The organism is Sphingopyxis sp. sgz302558 (assembly GCF_057220455.1).
In genome coordinates, this window is the sequence record NZ_JBXPUZ010000001.1 from 986001 (window position 1) to 1001149 (window position 15149).

The following is a 15149-nucleotide window of genomic DNA, read 5'->3' on the forward strand; positions in this document are numbered from 1 at the left end:
ATTTCCCGCTAGCCTCGCAATTATATTACAACGCCGCAGCGGGAGCTTTCACATGCGCACCATCGACCATTTCATCGCCGGCGGCGCGCCCGGCCCCGCGACGCGCTTTGGCGACGTATTCGATCCCAACAATGGCGGCGTGCAGGCGCGCGTGGCCTTGGGCGATGCCGCTGTTCTCGAGGCCGCCGTCGCCGCAGCCCAAGCCGCGCAGCCGGCATGGGCCGCCACCAACCCCCAGCGCCGCGCGCGCGTGATGTTCAATTTCAAGGCGCTGGTCGAAGCGCATATGGACGAGCTCGCGCACATGCTCAGCATCGAACATGGCAAGGTGATCGCCGATTCGAAGGGCGACATCCAGCGCGGGCTGGAGGTGGTCGAATTCTGCTGCGGCATCCCGCACCTCTTGAAGGGCGAATATACGCAAGGTGCCGGCCCCGGCATCGACGTTTTCTCGATGCGCCAGCCGCTCGGCATCGGCGTCGGCATCACGCCCTTCAATTTCCCCGCGATGATCCCGCTGTGGATGGGCGCGGTGTGCACTTCCGTCGGCAATGCTTTCATCCTGAAGCCCAGCGAACGCGACCCCAGCCTGCCGGGCCGCCTCGCCGAACTGATGCTCGAAGCCGGTATGCCCGCCGGGATTTTTCAGGTCGTCCACGGCGACAAGATGATGGTGGATGCGATCCTCGATCACCCCGCGATCAGCGCGGTCAGCTTCGTCGGCAGCAGCGACATTGCTCACTATGTCTATCAGCGCGGAGTCGCGGCGGGCAAGCGTGTGCAGGCGATGGGCGGGGCCAAGAACCACGGCATCGTCATGCCCGATGCCGATCTTGATCAGGTGGTCGCCGACCTGTCCGGAGCCGCCTTCGGCAGCGCGGGCGAACGCTGCATGGCGCTCCCGGTGGTCGTGCCGGTGGGCGAAGACACCGCCGAACGGCTCAAGGCCAAGCTGATCCCCGCTATCGCAGCGCTGCGCGTCGGCGTGTCGACCGATCCCGATGCCCATTACGGCCCCGTTATCAACCATGCGCACAAGGCGCGGGTCGAAGGCTGGATCCAGACCTGCGTTGACGAAGGCGCCGAGCTGGTCATCGACGGCCGCGGGTTCCGCTTGCAGGGGCATGAGGAAGGCGCCTTCATCGGCCCCACGCTGTTCGACCATGTCACCACCGACATGACGAGCTATAAGGAAGAAATCTTCGGCCCTGTCCTACAAATCGTCCGCGCGAAGGACTTTGAAGAGGCGCTCGCGCTGCCCAGCCGCCACCAATATGGCAACGGCGTCGCCATCTTCACGCGCAACGGCCACGCCGCGCGCGAATTCGCCGCGCGCGTCAACGTCGGCATGGTCGGCATCAACGTGCCGATCCCGGTACCGGTCGCCTATCACAGCTTCGGCGGCTGGAAACGCTCAGCCTTCGGCGACACCAACCAGCACGGGATGGAAGGCGTCAAATTCTGGACCAAGGTGAAAACGGTGACCGCCAAATGGCCCGATGGCGGGGTCGGTGATGGAGCCAATGCGTTTGTCATTCCGACGATGGGCTAGCACCGTGCAGGCGGTGCTTGACCGATTGGCAACACCCAAAGCGCGGTTCGCGGTAGCAGGGGCATTGGCGGCATTGTGGCTTTTGAGCCTTGCTCTCCCTGCTTTACGTACAGTGTTTGTTCCGTTGAACGAGCCCATCACGCTGTTTGGGGGTCAAATTCTTTTGTCCGGCTTTGTTGCGCTCGCCCATTTTCAGCCCGGTTGGTTTGCCAATATCTTTCTGATCGGCGTCTTGCTCGGTGCTACGTCAACCTCGATTGGCCGCCGTTTTCATACTGTGAATTCGGTGCTGCTGGTCTTGTGCAGTCTGGCAACGTTCGATCTAGCGCTCCAACCGCAATTCTACGGTCATGTGGTATTTCTGCCAGGCTATTTTACATGGATGGCCGCGAACTTGCTGGCAGCCACTTACGGACTTGCAGTTGGCTCCGCTAGTCAATGGAGACACAGTAACGCTGGACGGGATCTTCAAGTCCCTTCTTCACCCCGTGCTTGACAAGGGGTTGGGCTTGATTCTGTGACACAGTTCAATGAGGTCAAGTCCCACCTCAAAGGCGGGGCGATGCGTTGGAGTGGACCAGGCCCGGCTGCGCGTCGTCGCACAGACTCCACCTGATGTGTGCCATTGACATATACGCCATTGGCGTATAATAAAGCCTGATGACGCGACTTCAAACCGTGATCGAACTCGACACTTTTTTGAAGCGCGCAAAGGCGATCATGTCGGATGACGAACGCATGGAGATCGTCGCCTATCTGGCGGCTAATCCAGAAGCCGGAGTGGCGCTTGGCGGCGGATTGCGTAAGGTTCGCGTGCCGCGCGCGGGCGGTGGCAAGAGTGGTGGTTACCGGACAATTTATGTGTTCGGCGGCACCCACATGCCGGTCATCCTGGTGACGGTGTTCGCCAAGAATGAGAAGGATAATTTGACCAAGGCCGAACTGGCGCACGCTGTCCAGCTCAGCAAAATATTGGTCGCAAGTTACGGGGAAAGCGAATGAGCGAAGTCTATGACAGCCTGATCGAAGGCCTCAACGAAGCCATCGCCCACGCTAAGGGCAAGGATACCGGCGCGCGCGTGCACCAGATCGCAGTCCCGGTTATCGACGTCGCCAAGGTCCGCGCGCAGACCGGCCTCTCACAAAGCGCTTTTGCCAAGAGTATCGGCGTCGCGAAGGGCACATTGCTCAACTGGGAACATGGTCGCCGCCATCCCACTGGCCCTGCGCAAGTGCTGCTCGCCATGATAGCGCGCAAGCCGTCGGTGGTTAGCGAGCTGTTGCAGCAATAGTGCGCATCCATCCCAAGGTGCGGTGCTGACTTACTCTATGGCGTCCAAGCCAATTTAACAGGAATCCCTATGCCCCCCAAAACCCTAACCCTTACCGCCGCTCTCGCCGCCCTCACGCTCGCCGCCCCGGCGCTTGCGGCCGCTGGCGACATGAGTGTTGCGGCCTTCCTCGCCAAGGCCGATGCGCTCAAGGCCAAGGGCGCGATGGCGATGTTTTCGTCTGACTTAAAAGTGCTGAAGGCCGAAGGGCAGGCCGCCGGCAAGGCCTATCGCGCCCGGCTCGACCGCGAACGCGCCGCGGGCAATCCCAGCAGCTGCCCGCCCAAGGGCACCAAGGTCGATTCGGACCAGCTGCTCGCGCACCTGCGCAGCTATCCGGCGGCGCAGCGCCCATCGATCAGCATGAAAACCGCGTTCGCCGACATGTTCATCAAGAAATACCCCTGCCGCTAAGCGCGCGGCGCGGGGGGCTTTTTGCTTTCCTACAAGCCGCCAATTTGCTTCACCCTGTCGGATGAGCAGCAGTCAATCTCTCACCCCGTCCGCGCCCCGCGCGCGCATGCAATATAGTGTGAAGTTGCGCAGTTTTCTGCGGCTTTCGCGCAGCGCCGACCGCGCGGCCGCCCCGCCACCCATGCTGCGAAAGTTGGACTTATCGGTGAAGTTTACTGAAATTTGGACGCCGCTGCCCGCGCCTTCACCGCCTCGACGATGCGTTTCACATCTTGGGCGCGTCCGCGCGGCACGATCATCACTTCGCCCGCCGTCGCCACCACGATCATGTTCGCGACGCCGCTCAGCGTCACCCTGACCCCGTCGGCCAGCACCAGATTGTCCGCGCTGTCGAGCGCGATCACATCGCCGCCCAGCCGGTTGCCGCCTTCGTCATGTGGCCCCAGTTCGGCCAGCGCGTCCCAGCTGCCGACGTCGCTCCAGCCGCAGCTGACCGGCACCACCACCACCTGGGCCGCGCGCTCCATCACGGCATAATCGATGCTGTCGCTGGGGCAATCGGCAAAGGCCGCCGCGTCGGGCCGTACCAGCGCGCCGTCATGCACCGCGCCTGCCATGGCGGCCTCGCACGCCGCGCGCATGGCCGGGGCATGCTGGTCCAGCTCGGCCAGCAGCCGGTCAGCGCGCAGCAGGAAAATGCCCGCGTTCCACACATGGTCGCCCGCCGCCAGCATCGCCTCGGCGCGGTCTTGCGCGGGCTTTTCGATGAAGCGCGCCGCGCGCCGCACCCCGGCGGCGTCGGGCAGGGCATCGCCCATGGCGATATAGCCAAAGCCGGTCTCGGGTCCCGTCGGAGTAATCCCGAAAGTGACGAGCCACCCGGCCTCTGCCGCGGGCAATGCGATATCAATGGCAGCCAGAAAGGCGGGCAGGTCAGCAATCACATGGTCGCTCGGCATCACCAGCAGCATAGCCTTCTCGCCCGCCGCGAGCGCAGCGAGCGCGATCGCTGGTGCAGTGTTGCGCGCCACCGGCTCGAGAATGACCCGCGCGTTCGCCGGAGCTTCTGCGGCCAGCAACTCGGCATGTCGCTCCGCCCCGACAATCATCGGCGCCGTAAAGCGTGCGCCATCATCGCACCGCGCCAGCGTCGCAGCAAACATCGTCTCCGGCCCGGCGAGCGGCAGGAATTGCTTGGGCCGCGCCTCGGTCGACAGCGGCCAGAGCCGCGTGCCCGATCCGCCGGACAAGATGACGGGGGTGATTTTGGTCATGCGCTTTGTTCTCACACCATCCGCGCGATCAGCAAGCGCGCATCCGGATCGGCATGCCATGCCGTGCCTTCGTCAACCGCCAGACAGTCGCCCGCGCCCGCACTGGTCGCGCCCGCAAAGGCGCGGCCCGCCAGCGGCAGGATCAGGGTCGCGCCGCTGCCCGCCAGATCGCACTGGTCGCCGCCCAGCATGACGCGGAAAACCGGGCCATCGACCAGCAAACGGTCCTCGGCAAAATCGACCCGCGTGGCGCGCGGATCGGCATAAGGCCGCGCATCGGCCACCGCGACGCCATCGTCCAGATGCAATTCGCGCGGACGTCCATAATCATAAAGGCGATAGGTGACATCGGCGTTTTGTTGCACCTCGATCAGGCTGACGCCCGCGCCAATGGCGTGCACGGTGCCCGCCGGCACATAGAAAAAATCGCCGCGTTGCACGGGCTTCCAGTCCATCAGCGCCTCGATGCTGCCATCTAGCGCGGCGCGGCGCAGTTCGTCGGCAGACAGGGGGTGCAGCGTGCCGATGCCCAACACCGCGTCCGGACCAGCATCGATCACCAACCAGCACTCTTCCTTGCCGCTGTCGAGGCCGCGCGAGCGCGCCTGGGCGTCATTGGGGTGCAGCTGGATCGACAGCTTTTCGGACGTGAAGAGATATTTGGCGAGCAGGGGCAGGGGCGCGGCGTCTTCATCTGCAAACCAGATTTCGCCTACCGGTTCGTGCCCGTCGTTGCTGAACGGCGCAGGCAGCTCCGTGCGCCCCCAAGGCTTGGCGACCTGCCGGACCCCAAGCAGGCGCGCGCCCATCAATGGCCCACGCTTTCGCCGCGCTTCAGGCCCGAAAGAGCGAGCTGCGCGTCAATCTGGTCCATCAGCCGCGCCAGCCCCGCATCGCTCGACGCTTCGGCGCGTGCGACCAGCACATCCTGCGTGTTCGACGCCCGCAGCAGCCACCAGCCATCGGGCGTGTTCACCCGGGCCCCGTCAGTGGCGTTGACGTCGGCGCCCTCGGCGGCCAGCCGTTCGAGGATCTCTTCAACCACCGCAAATTTGCGGCTTTCGTCGACCTGAAAGCGCATTTCGGGGGTGTTGATCATCTCCGCCATGCCGCTGCGCAATGCCGTCACGCTCTGGCCCAGCACCGTCTGGGCCTCGATCAAGCGCAGCGCGGCATAGATGGCATCGTCAAAGCCAAAATAACGGTGCTTGAAAAACACATGCCCGCTCATCTCGCCCGCGAGCGGCGATCCCGTGTCCTTCATCTTCGCCTTGATCAGGCTGTGCCCGGTTTTCCACATCAACGGCTGACCGCCCAGTTCGGCGACGCGGTCGAACAGGGCTTGGCTAGCCTTAACGTCGGCAATGATCGTGGCTCCAGGCAGATCTTTCAGCACGCAAGCAGCATAGATTTGCAACAGCTGGTCGCCCCAGATCACTCGGCCCTTGCCGTCGATTGCGCCGATCCGGTCGCCGTCGCCATCGAACGCGACGCCGAAATCCAGGTTCTTCTCGGCGACCAGCGCCTTCAGGTCGGCAAGATTCTTTTCCTCGGTCGGATCGGGGTGGTGATTGGGGAAATTCCCGTCAATTTCCGGGAACAACACGAAATGCTCGCCTGGCAACCGCTTGACCAGCCGCGCCACCACCTCGCCCGCTGCGCCATTGCCGCAGTCCCAGCCGACACGGGCAGCAGTGCCGCCAAAATCCTCGACCAGCCGGTCGATATAGCGATCCATGATGTCGATTGTCCGCGACGTCCCATTGCCCTGCGTCCAGTCGCCTTCCGCCGCCATGTCGCCCAGCTTGCGGATGTCAGCACCAAAGAAGGGCCGCCCCTGAAACACCATTTTAAAGCCATTGTAATTGGCGGGGTTGTGGCTGCCGGTAATCATGATGCCGCCGTCGACTTCGTCCATCACTGCTTCGGCATAATAAAGCATCGGCGTTGGCCCCATGCCGATGATGACGGCATTACAGCCACTGTCGTTCAACCCGCGCACCAAGGCCTCGGCAAGGCTTGGCGAACTTACCCGCCCGTCATAGCCCACTGCGACTGTATTGCCGCCCGCCCGCCCGATCAGCGTCGCAAAGCCGCGCCCAATGGCATAGGCGTCGGCCTCGCCAAGCGTATCGCCGACAATCCCACGGATGTCATATTCCCGGAGCGACGTGGAATGAAATTGATGCATGGTGGGTAAACGTTCCTGAAAATGGCATTGTTCCGCAATGCCGCTATGGCGGCTCTGCGCGCGCCGCGTCTATAGCGGAAGTATGACGGTTGGCAGGGGTTAATTCATGGAATCCTTCGATGTCCTGATTGTCGGCGGTGGTCATGCCGGGGCGCAGGCGGCCATTGCACTCAGGATGGCAAAATTTGACGGCACCATCGCGATTGTGAGCGAAGAATCCGAACTGCCCTATGAACGCCCCCCGCTGTCCAAGGAATATTTCGCCGGCGAAAAGGACTTTGCTCGTTTGCTGCTGCGCCCACCCCATTTCTGGGACGATCGCGCAGTTGCCATGCGACTGGGCGAGCGCGTCGACGCGGTGGACCCGGCGGCGCACACCGTCAGCACCAGCCGCGGCGTCACCATCCATTATGGCAAGCTGATTTGGGCAGCGGGCGGGCATGCGCGCGCGCTGCCGTTGCCCGGCGGCGATTTACCTGGGGTTCAGGGCGTACGCACGCGTGCTGATGCCGACGCGATGATCGCAGCAGCGGCTACGGCGCGGAATATTGTCGTAATCGGCGGTGGCTATATCGGGCTGGAGGCGGCAGCAGTGCTGCGCAAAGCGGGCAAGCCCGTAGTGCTGCTCGAAGCGCTGGACCGCGTCCTGGCCCGCGTGGCGGGCGAACCGTTGTCACGCTTTTTCGAGGCCGAGCATCGCGCCCACGGGGTCGATTTGCGCCTGGGTGTGCGGATTGCCGCGATTGAAGGCGACGAGCGCGTGACCGGCGTGCGTCTTGATGATGGCAGCATGATCCCAGTCGACCTTGTCATCGTCGGCATAGGTATTTCCCCGGCGGTGGAGCCACTTCGTACGGCGGGCGCCCAAGGGGACAATGGCGTCCTGGTTGACGCCCAGCAGCGCACCAACCTGCCCGATATCTATGCGGTCGGTGATTGTGCGCTGCACCATAACAATTTTGTGGGCGGTGCTGCGGTCCGGCTCGAATCGGTGCAGAACGCTAATGATCAGGCGACAGTGGCGGCGAAACATATCGTAGGGGTGGAGAGCGCCGCCTATGACGCCGTGCCATGGTTCTGGTCGAACCAATATGATTTGAAACTGCAAACGGTCGGCCTGTCGGCGGGCTTCGACGATTGCATCATGCGCGGCGATCCGGCAACGCGCAGCTTTTCGGTAGTCTATTTGAAGCAGGGTCGGGTGATGGCGCTCGATTGCGTCAACGCAACAAAAGATTATGTGCAGGGCCGCGCGCTGGTGCTGGCGCGGGCGCGAATCGATCCCGCTCGCTTGGCCGACGCCAGCGTACCGCTCAAAGAATTGATGGCCGCAATGGCCGAGGACAAGCAATGACCGACCAGTTCGCCCTGACCGACGATCAGCTCGCCATTCAGGATATGGCGCGCAAGTTCACTGCTGATCGCATCACGCCTTTTGCCGGCGAGTGGGACGAAAAAAGCCACTACCCCGTAGATGTTTGGAAGGCGGCGGGCCAGCTCGGGTTCGGCTCCATTTATGTGAGCGAAGCCAGCGGTGGCATCGGGCTAGGGCGGCTGGAGGCGGCATTGATCATGGAAGCCATGGCCTATGGTTGCCCCGCCACCTCTTCCTATATTTCCATCCACAATATGGCGGCGTGGATGATCGATTGCTTCGGCTCGGCCGAACTCAAGGCGCGTTTCCTGCCCAGTCTGGTCAGCATGGAAAAAATCGCCAGCTATTGCCTGACCGAACCCGGTTCGGGCTCCGACGCCGCCGCGCTCAAAACGACCGCGCGGCGCGATGGTGACGACTATGTTTTGAACGGCACCAAACAGTTTATCTCGGGCGCCGGGGTGAACGACGTCTATGTCGTGATGGTGCGCACCGGCGATGCGGGGGCAAAGGGCATCAGTTGCCTGGTTGTTGAAAAGGGCACACCCGGCCTGTCGTTCGGCGCGCCCGAAAAGAAGCTTGGCTGGAACGCGTCGCCCACCGCGCAAGTGATTTTCGAGGACTGTCGCGTGCCGGTGGCCAACCGGGTCGGCGCAGAGGGCGACGGCTTCCGCTTTGCCATGGCTGGCCTAGATGGTGGCCGCCTCAACATCGGCGCGTGCAGTCTGGGGGGAGCGCAGCGCTGCCTCGATGAGGCAATCAAGTACACCAAGGAACGCCAGCAATTCGGCCAGCCGGTTGCCGATTTCCAGAACACCCAGTTCATGCTCGCCGACATGGCTACCGATCTAGAGGCGGCCCGCGCGCTGCTTTACCTCGCTGCAGCCAAGGTCAATGCGAATGCGCCCGACAAATCGCGCTTTTCGGCGATGGCCAAGCGCCTTTCGACCGACAACGGCAGCGAGGTGGTCAATAAGGCGCTGCAGCTGTTTGGCGGCTACGGCTATCTGAAGGATTATCCAATCGAACGCTTTTGGCGCGACCTTCGCGTACATTCGATATTGGAAGGCACCAATCAGGTGATGCGGATGATCGTGGGCCGGGATTTGCTGCGTCAATGACCGAAATTCTGACTCGCGTAGACGGCGTGGCGGGCCACATCAGCCTGAACCGTCCGAGCGCGCTCCATGCCCTCAACCTCGACATGGTCCACGCCATGACTGCCGCGTTGCTTGGATGGCGCAACGACGCATCGGTTCAGACCATCGTCATTGACCACGCCGAGGGACGCGGATTCTGCGCGGGCGGCGATATTGCTTTCCTGCGCAGGAGCGCGCTGAACGACGGCGGCGCGTCAGGCCGCAAATTCTTCCACGACGAATATCAGCTCAACCATCTGCTGTTCACCTATCCCAAGCCGGTGGTCGCCTTCATGGATGGCATCACCATGGGCGGCGGGGTTGGCATTTCGCAGCCCGCGCGATTCCGTGTGGCCACCGAAAACACCCGGCTCGCCATGCCTGAAACAGGGATCGGACTGTTCCCTGATGTCGGCGGCGGTTGGTATCTCTCGCGGATGCCGGGACGGATTGGTGCATTTCTGGCGCTGACCGGCGCGCGGCTTGATGGCGCCGAATGTTTCGCTGTGGGCCTCGCCACTCATTATTTGCCTTCCGCCGCGCTGGCGGATGCCAAGGCGCGCATTGCCGCTGGTGAGCAAGTGGGGGCAGTGCTGGACAATATGGTAGTGGAACCGCCGCCCGCGCGCATCCTGTCCAATCGCGCGGACATCGACCGCCTGTTTGCCAGTGACCAGCTGGAGGACATCTTCGCTGCACTGGAAGCCAATGGCGGCGAATGGGCCACCAAAGAGCTGGCAACCTTGCGCACCAAGAGCCCGCAGACTTGCAAGGTCGCACTGCGCCAGTTGGCGACCAGCGTGGGTCTGTCCGACTTTGCCGCCAATATGGCGATGGAGTATCGGATTGCTTCGCGCGTCCTCACTCGGCCCGATTTCGCCGAAGGCGTGCGCGCGGTGATTGTCGACAAGGACAATGCGCCGCAATGGAATCCGGCTACGGCAGAGGGTGTGACCGACGAACTGCTCGACGCCATCTTTGCGCCGCTGCCCGACAACGAAGAATGGAAGCCCCTGTGACCTACGAAACCATCCTCACCGAAACGCGCGGCGCGGTGACGCTGATTACGCTCAACCGACCCCAATCGCTGAACGCGCTCAATAGCCACGTCCTCGAAGAACTCATCAGCGCCTTTGCGGCTTTCGAGGCTGACCCCGGCCAGCGCTGCGCGGTGTTGACCGGTGCGGGTGAAAAGGCCTTTGCGGCGGGCGCCGATATCAAGGAAATGGCCGACAAGCCGACGTCCGATTTCTACGCCGATGATTTCTTCAGCCGCTGGACCAGCCATTTGGTGAAGGCGGTGCGAAAGCCGTGGATTGCGGCCGTTAACGGCTTTGCGCTGGGCGGCGGGTGCGAGCTTGCGATGATGGCCGATTTTATCATTGCGGCGGACAGCGCGCGTTTCGGCCAGCCCGAAATCAAGCTGGGCGTCGCCCCCGGCATGGGCGGATCGCAGCGCCTGACCCGCGCCATCGGCAAGGCGAAAGCGATGGAAATGTGCCTGACTGGGCGGATGATGGGCGCGGAAGAAGCCGAACGTAGCGGCCTTGTCGTGCGCGTCGTCCCGCTGGCCTCGTTGGTGGACGAAGCGATCAAGACCGCGACCGATATCGCCGCCATGCCGCCGCTTGCGGCGATCGCGAACAAGGAAATGGTCAACGCCGCCTTTGAAACGACGCTCGATCAAGGGCTGATGATGGAACGGCGCATCTTCCAAGTGCTGACTGCAACGGCGGACAAGGCCGAAGGGATGGCGGCGTTTATCGAGAAGCGCCCTAGCGTCTGGACAGGACGGTAAGCCATGAAAATCGCCTTCATCGGTCTTGGCAATATGGGCGGCGGGATGGCTGCCAATCTGGCGAAGGCCGGGCATGAGGTTCGTGCTTTCGACCTCAGCGACGAGGCGCTCGACCGTGCCGAAGCCGCCGGCTGCGCGCGCGCGGCCAGCGCCTCCGAAGCCGTTGGCGGAGCAGAGGTGGTCGTCACCATGCTGCCCGCAGGCAAGCATGTGGCGGCGGTTTATACCGATGATGTGTTCGGCAACGCCGCGCCCGATACGCTGCTGATCGACTGTTCGACCATCGACGTCGCCACCGCGCGCAGCAACGCCAGCGCAGCAGCAGCGCAGGGGCTGGTGGCAGTGGATGCCCCCGTGTCGGGCGGCATTGCGGCGGCAAACGCGGGCACGCTAACCTTCATGGTCGGCGGTAGCGAGGCAGCGTTCGCACGTGCCGAGCCGATCCTCGCCGCGATGGGCAAGGCTGTCATCCACGCAGGCGACAGCGGGGCGGGGCAGGCGGCCAAGATTTGCAACAATATGCTGCTTGGCGCGTCGATGGTCGCGACCTGCGAAACACTTGCGCTGGCGCAGAAACTCGGCCTCGACCCGCAGCGATTTTACGACATTGCCTCGGTCAGCTCGGGGCAGAATTGGTCGCTGACCAGCTATTGCCCGCTGCCGGGAGTCGGGCCGACCTCGCCCGCCGACAATGATTACAGGGGCGGATTTGCTGCCGCGTTGATGCTTAAGGATCTGCGCCTCGCAATGGAAGCCGCCGCCAGCGTCGATGCCAATGTGCCGATGGGCAACCGCGCGCGCGAATTGTATGAGGCGTATGTCGCTGCCGATATCGACGGCCATGATTTTTCAGCGATCATTCTGGCGCTGGACGCCTTGGACTGAACCCATGCTGCGTGCTTTGCTCCGCCGGGGTGCTCCTGCCCCCAAATATCCCGTCCCCGCCGTGCCGGAGGGCCAGCGCGTCTATGCGATCGGCGATATCCACGGCTGTGACAATTTGTTTGCGACGCTAATCGAGCGGATTGAAGCCGATGACGTTGCCCGAGGCGATGCGGATACGACCATCGTGCTGCTGGGCGATTTGATCGATCGCGGCCCCGATTCAGCAGCAGTCGTCGAGCGCGCGCACGCGCTCGCCCGGCACCGCAAGATCCGGCTGCTCACCGCCAACCATGAGGAAGTGTTCTTGAAGGCTTTGGGCGGAAGTCTCGAATCCTTGCGCCTTTTCTGCCGCATTGGCGGCGAGGAGACCATTTGGAGCTATGGCATCAGGGGTGATGCCTATCGCGCCATGTCGTTCGAGGAACTCATGCCCGCGCTGCAAGCCGCGGTACCCGAGCACCACCGCGCGCTGTTGGAGGGGGCCGAGGAATTTGTGGAGATCGGCGATTATCTGTTTGTCCACGCTGGGATCAAACCCGGCGTAGAGTTGGGTGCACAAAAGCCATCAGACCTGCGCTGGATTCGCGAACCATTCCTGTTGGACCCGCGCTGGCACGGCGCGATGGTCATTCACGGTCACACCATCACCGAAGCCGTCGACGAACATCCCAACCGCATCGGTATCGATACGGGCGCTTATGCCTCGGGTCGGCTGACGGCCATCGGGCTGGAAGGGACCAGTCGCTGGTATCTTACGACCTGAGCAGGTTATGCGGCGCGGATCAGCGCCGGGCCGTTCGCTGGTGCGGGCTGGTCGGGCCATAGTCCGCGCGTGTCATAGACGCGCTTGTCGGCGCGCTCGTCCAGCGGGATCGATTTGAATAGCTCGTGATCGACCAACACGATCAGAATTTCGCATTCGGTAAGCGCAGTATCAAGATCGACCAGCGCCGCGCCCGTCCCGGCAAATTCCATCGGCAGCCCCCGAGCATAGGGTTCCACAACACGGATCTGCGGCCCAAACTTGCGAGCCAGTGCAGCAGCAACCTCGACGGCAGGGCTTTCGCGGAAATCATCGATATTGGGTTTGAAGGCGAGGCCCAGACAGGCGACCGCCGCGCCGGGGTGGGCGGCGACCAATGCCTCCGCTGCGGCGATGACGTGCGCCGTTTTGGACAGATTCACTTCCCGCGCAGTGCGGATCAAACGGCTCTGCTGGGGCGCGCCATGCACTAGGAACCAGGGGTCGACTGCAATGCAATGGCCACCGACGCCTGGGCCGGGCTGGAGAATATTCACGCGCGGGTGGCGGTTGGCGAGCGCGATGACGTCCCACACATCGACCTTCATTTCGTCGGCAATCATCGACAGCTCGTTGGCAAAGGCAATGTTGACGTCGCGGTAGCTGTTCTCGACCAGCTTCACCATTTCGGCCGCGCGCGCGGTGGTGGTGACGCATGCCCCGCGCACAAACTGGCGGTAGAATGTCATGGCACGGCGCGCACAGCGGGGGGTGATGCCCCCGATGCAGCGGTCATTGTCGACCAACTCGACCAAAATGCGCCCCGGCAAAACGCGTTCGGGGCAATAGGCGACGAAAATATCGGCGGCCCCGGCACAATGGCCAGGGACTTTGAGGTCGGGGCGCAACTCAGCGAGCAGTGCCGCCACTTTTTCGGTCGTGCCCACGGGCGAGGTGGATTCGAGGATCACCAGATTGCCCGCAGCCAACACCGGCGCAATCGCGCGCGCGGCGGCCAGAACGTGGCTGATATCGGGCCGATGCTCGGCATCGTGTGGTGTCGGGACGGCAATGACAAAGCAATCGGCAGGCGCGACATTGGTCGACGCCGTCAACGTCCCGCGGGCAACCACACCCTGCACCAACCCGTCGAGGTCGACCTCTTCAATATGCACCTTGCCGCTGTTGACGGTGTCGACGACGCTCTGGCTGACATCGACGCCGGTGACGCGGCAGCCCGATCGCGCGATCAGCGCAGCGGTCGGCAGGCCGATATAGCCAAGGCCAAGGACAGCAACCCGCTGTTCAACATCGGTGGGCACGCGCGACAATCTCCGCAATCCGTTGGGCAGCCGTGCCGTCGCCAAAGGGATTATGGGCGCGCGCCATGGCTTCGTAGGCGCTCTTGTCGTCCAAAAGGCTGAAAATTTCGGTAACGATACGTGCGCGGTCGGTGCCGACGAGCCGCGCCGTGCCCGCCTCGATCCCCTCGGGCCGTTCGGTCGTCTCGCGCATCACCAGTACCGGTTTGCCCAGCGAAGGCGCCTCTTCCTGCACCCCGCCGCTGTCGGTCAGCACTAGCGTGCTCATGCCCAGCAGCCGGACGAAGTGGGGGTAATCAAGCGGGTCAATGAGGGCGACGTTGGCGAGATCGCCCAACACGGGCTCCATCGCCGCGCGCACCTGCGGGTTGGGGTGGACGGGGAAGATCACGGCAACATCCTCGCGCGCGGCGATAGCCGCGATCGCGGCGGCAATCGCCTCCATCCCGCCGCCAAAATTTTCGCGCCGGTGCGAAGTGACGGCGATGATGCGCTTACCCGCAAAGCGCGCGGCCAAGGAATCGAGCCCGGCGGCAAGCGCGGGTTCGTCCTTCAGGCGCGCGGTCGTGGCGAGCAACGCGTCGATCACCGTATTGCCGGTGACATAGATTCGTTCGTCAGGCACATTTTCTGCCCGCAAGGCCGCCGCCGCCGTTTCGGTCGGAGCAAAATGCAGATCGGCCACTGCGCCCGCGACTTTGCGATTCACCTCTTCGGGCCAGGGGTGGTAGATATTGCCGCTGCGCAATCCCGCCTCGACATGCCCGACCGGAATCTTGCGAAAATAGGCGGCCAGCGTCGCCGCCATGGTGGTCAGCGTGTCGCCGTGGACGAGCACCCGCGCTGGCCGGTCGCGATCAAACACTTCGCCCAGCCCTGTCACCAGCCGCGCGAGTAGCGCGTCGAGCGACTGGTTCGGCGTCATGACGTCGAGGTCGATGTCGGGCGTGATGCCCGCGATGGCGAGAACTTGGTCAAGCATTTCGCGATGCTGCGCCGTGACGATGACGCGCGTTTCGACATTAGGAGTTGCGCGCAGGGCGTGGACGACGGGAAACATTTTGATGGCTTCCGGGCGGGTACCGAAGATGATGGCGATGTTGGTTGGCATGGCGGTTTGGGGCAT

Annotated in this window: 16 protein-coding genes; 11 read left to right on the plus strand and 5 right to left on the minus strand. The window is 63.2% G+C overall.

Translation table 11 applies throughout. From position 1 onward, the window contains the following. Positions 1-52 precede the first annotated feature (52 nt). The 5 genes from AC2TC0_RS04925 (at position 53) to AC2TC0_RS04945 (ending at position 3297) form a co-directional block, all read left to right on the plus strand. Positions 53-1552, plus strand: coding sequence for a CoA-acylating methylmalonate-semialdehyde dehydrogenase (locus AC2TC0_RS04925; protein WP_484716364.1), 1500 nt, complete (start codon positions 53-55; stop codon positions 1550-1552). A gap of 124 nt (positions 1553-1676) precedes the next feature. Then, positions 1677-2048: a hypothetical protein gene (locus AC2TC0_RS04930; RefSeq protein WP_484716365.1), complete on the plus strand. Its 372-nt coding sequence runs from the start codon at positions 1677-1679 to the stop codon at positions 2046-2048. A gap of 164 nt (positions 2049-2212) precedes the next feature. After that, positions 2213-2554, plus strand: coding sequence for a type II toxin-antitoxin system RelE/ParE family toxin (locus tag AC2TC0_RS04935; protein ID WP_484716366.1), 342 nt, complete (start codon positions 2213-2215; stop codon positions 2552-2554). Then, on the plus strand, positions 2551-2844 hold the full coding sequence (locus AC2TC0_RS04940) for a helix-turn-helix domain-containing protein (protein WP_484716367.1): 294 nt from the start codon (positions 2551-2553) through the stop codon (positions 2842-2844). Before AC2TC0_RS04935 ends, AC2TC0_RS04940 begins: the two co-directional genes overlap by 4 nt. A 69-nt stretch (positions 2845-2913) precedes the next feature. Then, positions 2914-3297 (plus strand): hypothetical protein, encoded by a 384-nt coding sequence (locus AC2TC0_RS04945; RefSeq protein WP_484716368.1) that lies wholly within the window; start codon positions 2914-2916, stop codon positions 3295-3297. Positions 3298-3509: 212 nt separating this feature from the next. Here the strand turns inward: AC2TC0_RS04945 and AC2TC0_RS04950 are convergent, their stop codons facing one another. From AC2TC0_RS04950 to pgmG, 3 genes are read right to left on the minus strand one after another with little or no spacing between them, the layout of a single operon-like run. Then, positions 3510-4571: a mannose-1-phosphate guanylyltransferase/mannose-6-phosphate isomerase gene (locus tag AC2TC0_RS04950; protein ID WP_484716369.1), complete on the minus strand. Its 1062-nt coding sequence runs from the start codon at positions 4569-4571 to the stop codon at positions 3510-3512. A gap of 11 nt (positions 4572-4582) precedes the next feature. Continuing rightward, positions 4583-5380, minus strand: coding sequence for a class I mannose-6-phosphate isomerase (locus AC2TC0_RS04955; RefSeq protein ID WP_484716370.1), 798 nt, complete (start codon positions 5378-5380; stop codon positions 4583-4585). Then, positions 5380-6762: a phosphoglucomutase/phosphomannomutase PgmG gene (pgmG, locus tag AC2TC0_RS04960; protein WP_484716371.1), complete on the minus strand. Its 1383-nt coding sequence runs from the start codon at positions 6760-6762 to the stop codon at positions 5380-5382. Before pgmG ends, AC2TC0_RS04955 begins: the two co-directional genes overlap by 1 nt. A 106-nt stretch (positions 6763-6868) precedes the next feature. Here pgmG and AC2TC0_RS04965 point away from each other — a divergent pair, with 106 nt between their 5' ends. Genes AC2TC0_RS04965 through AC2TC0_RS04990 form a run of 6 tightly spaced genes read left to right on the plus strand, consistent with a single transcriptional unit; the run spans position 6869 to position 12722 of the window. Further along, positions 6869-8116: an NAD(P)/FAD-dependent oxidoreductase gene (locus tag AC2TC0_RS04965; protein WP_484716372.1), complete on the plus strand. Its 1248-nt coding sequence runs from the start codon at positions 6869-6871 to the stop codon at positions 8114-8116. Further along, positions 8113-9258: an acyl-CoA dehydrogenase family protein gene (locus AC2TC0_RS04970; RefSeq protein ID WP_484716373.1), complete on the plus strand. Its 1146-nt coding sequence runs from the start codon at positions 8113-8115 to the stop codon at positions 9256-9258. The genes AC2TC0_RS04965 and AC2TC0_RS04970 overlap by 4 nt, the downstream gene beginning before the upstream one ends. After that, complete coding sequence (locus tag AC2TC0_RS04975) at positions 9255-10295, plus strand: enoyl-CoA hydratase/isomerase family protein (protein ID WP_484716374.1); 1041 nt, start codon at positions 9255-9257, stop codon at positions 10293-10295. The genes AC2TC0_RS04970 and AC2TC0_RS04975 overlap by 4 nt, the downstream gene beginning before the upstream one ends. Beyond that, entirely contained in the window at positions 10292-11074 is a 783-nt protein-coding gene (locus AC2TC0_RS04980; protein WP_484716375.1) for an enoyl-CoA hydratase-related protein, read from the plus strand. Before AC2TC0_RS04975 ends, AC2TC0_RS04980 begins: the two co-directional genes overlap by 4 nt. Before the next feature lie 3 nt (positions 11075-11077). Continuing rightward, entirely contained in the window at positions 11078-11959 is an 882-nt protein-coding gene (mmsB, locus tag AC2TC0_RS04985) for a 3-hydroxyisobutyrate dehydrogenase (protein WP_484716376.1), read from the plus strand. A 4-nt stretch (positions 11960-11963) separates the two neighbouring features. Then, positions 11964-12722: a metallophosphoesterase gene (locus tag AC2TC0_RS04990; RefSeq protein WP_484716377.1), complete on the plus strand. Its 759-nt coding sequence runs from the start codon at positions 11964-11966 to the stop codon at positions 12720-12722. Positions 12723-12727: 5 nt separating this feature from the next. On the opposite strand, the gene wecC is transcribed toward AC2TC0_RS04990, so the two are convergent. Then, positions 12728-14023, minus strand: a complete 1296-nt coding sequence (gene wecC / locus AC2TC0_RS04995) for a UDP-N-acetyl-D-mannosamine dehydrogenase (RefSeq protein ID WP_484716378.1) — start codon at positions 14021-14023, stop codon at positions 12728-12730. Continuing rightward, positions 14007-15134, minus strand: a complete 1128-nt coding sequence (wecB, locus tag AC2TC0_RS05000; RefSeq protein ID WP_484716379.1) for a non-hydrolyzing UDP-N-acetylglucosamine 2-epimerase — start codon at positions 15132-15134, stop codon at positions 14007-14009. The genes wecC and wecB overlap by 17 nt, the downstream gene beginning before the upstream one ends. Positions 15135-15149 lie beyond the last annotated feature (15 nt).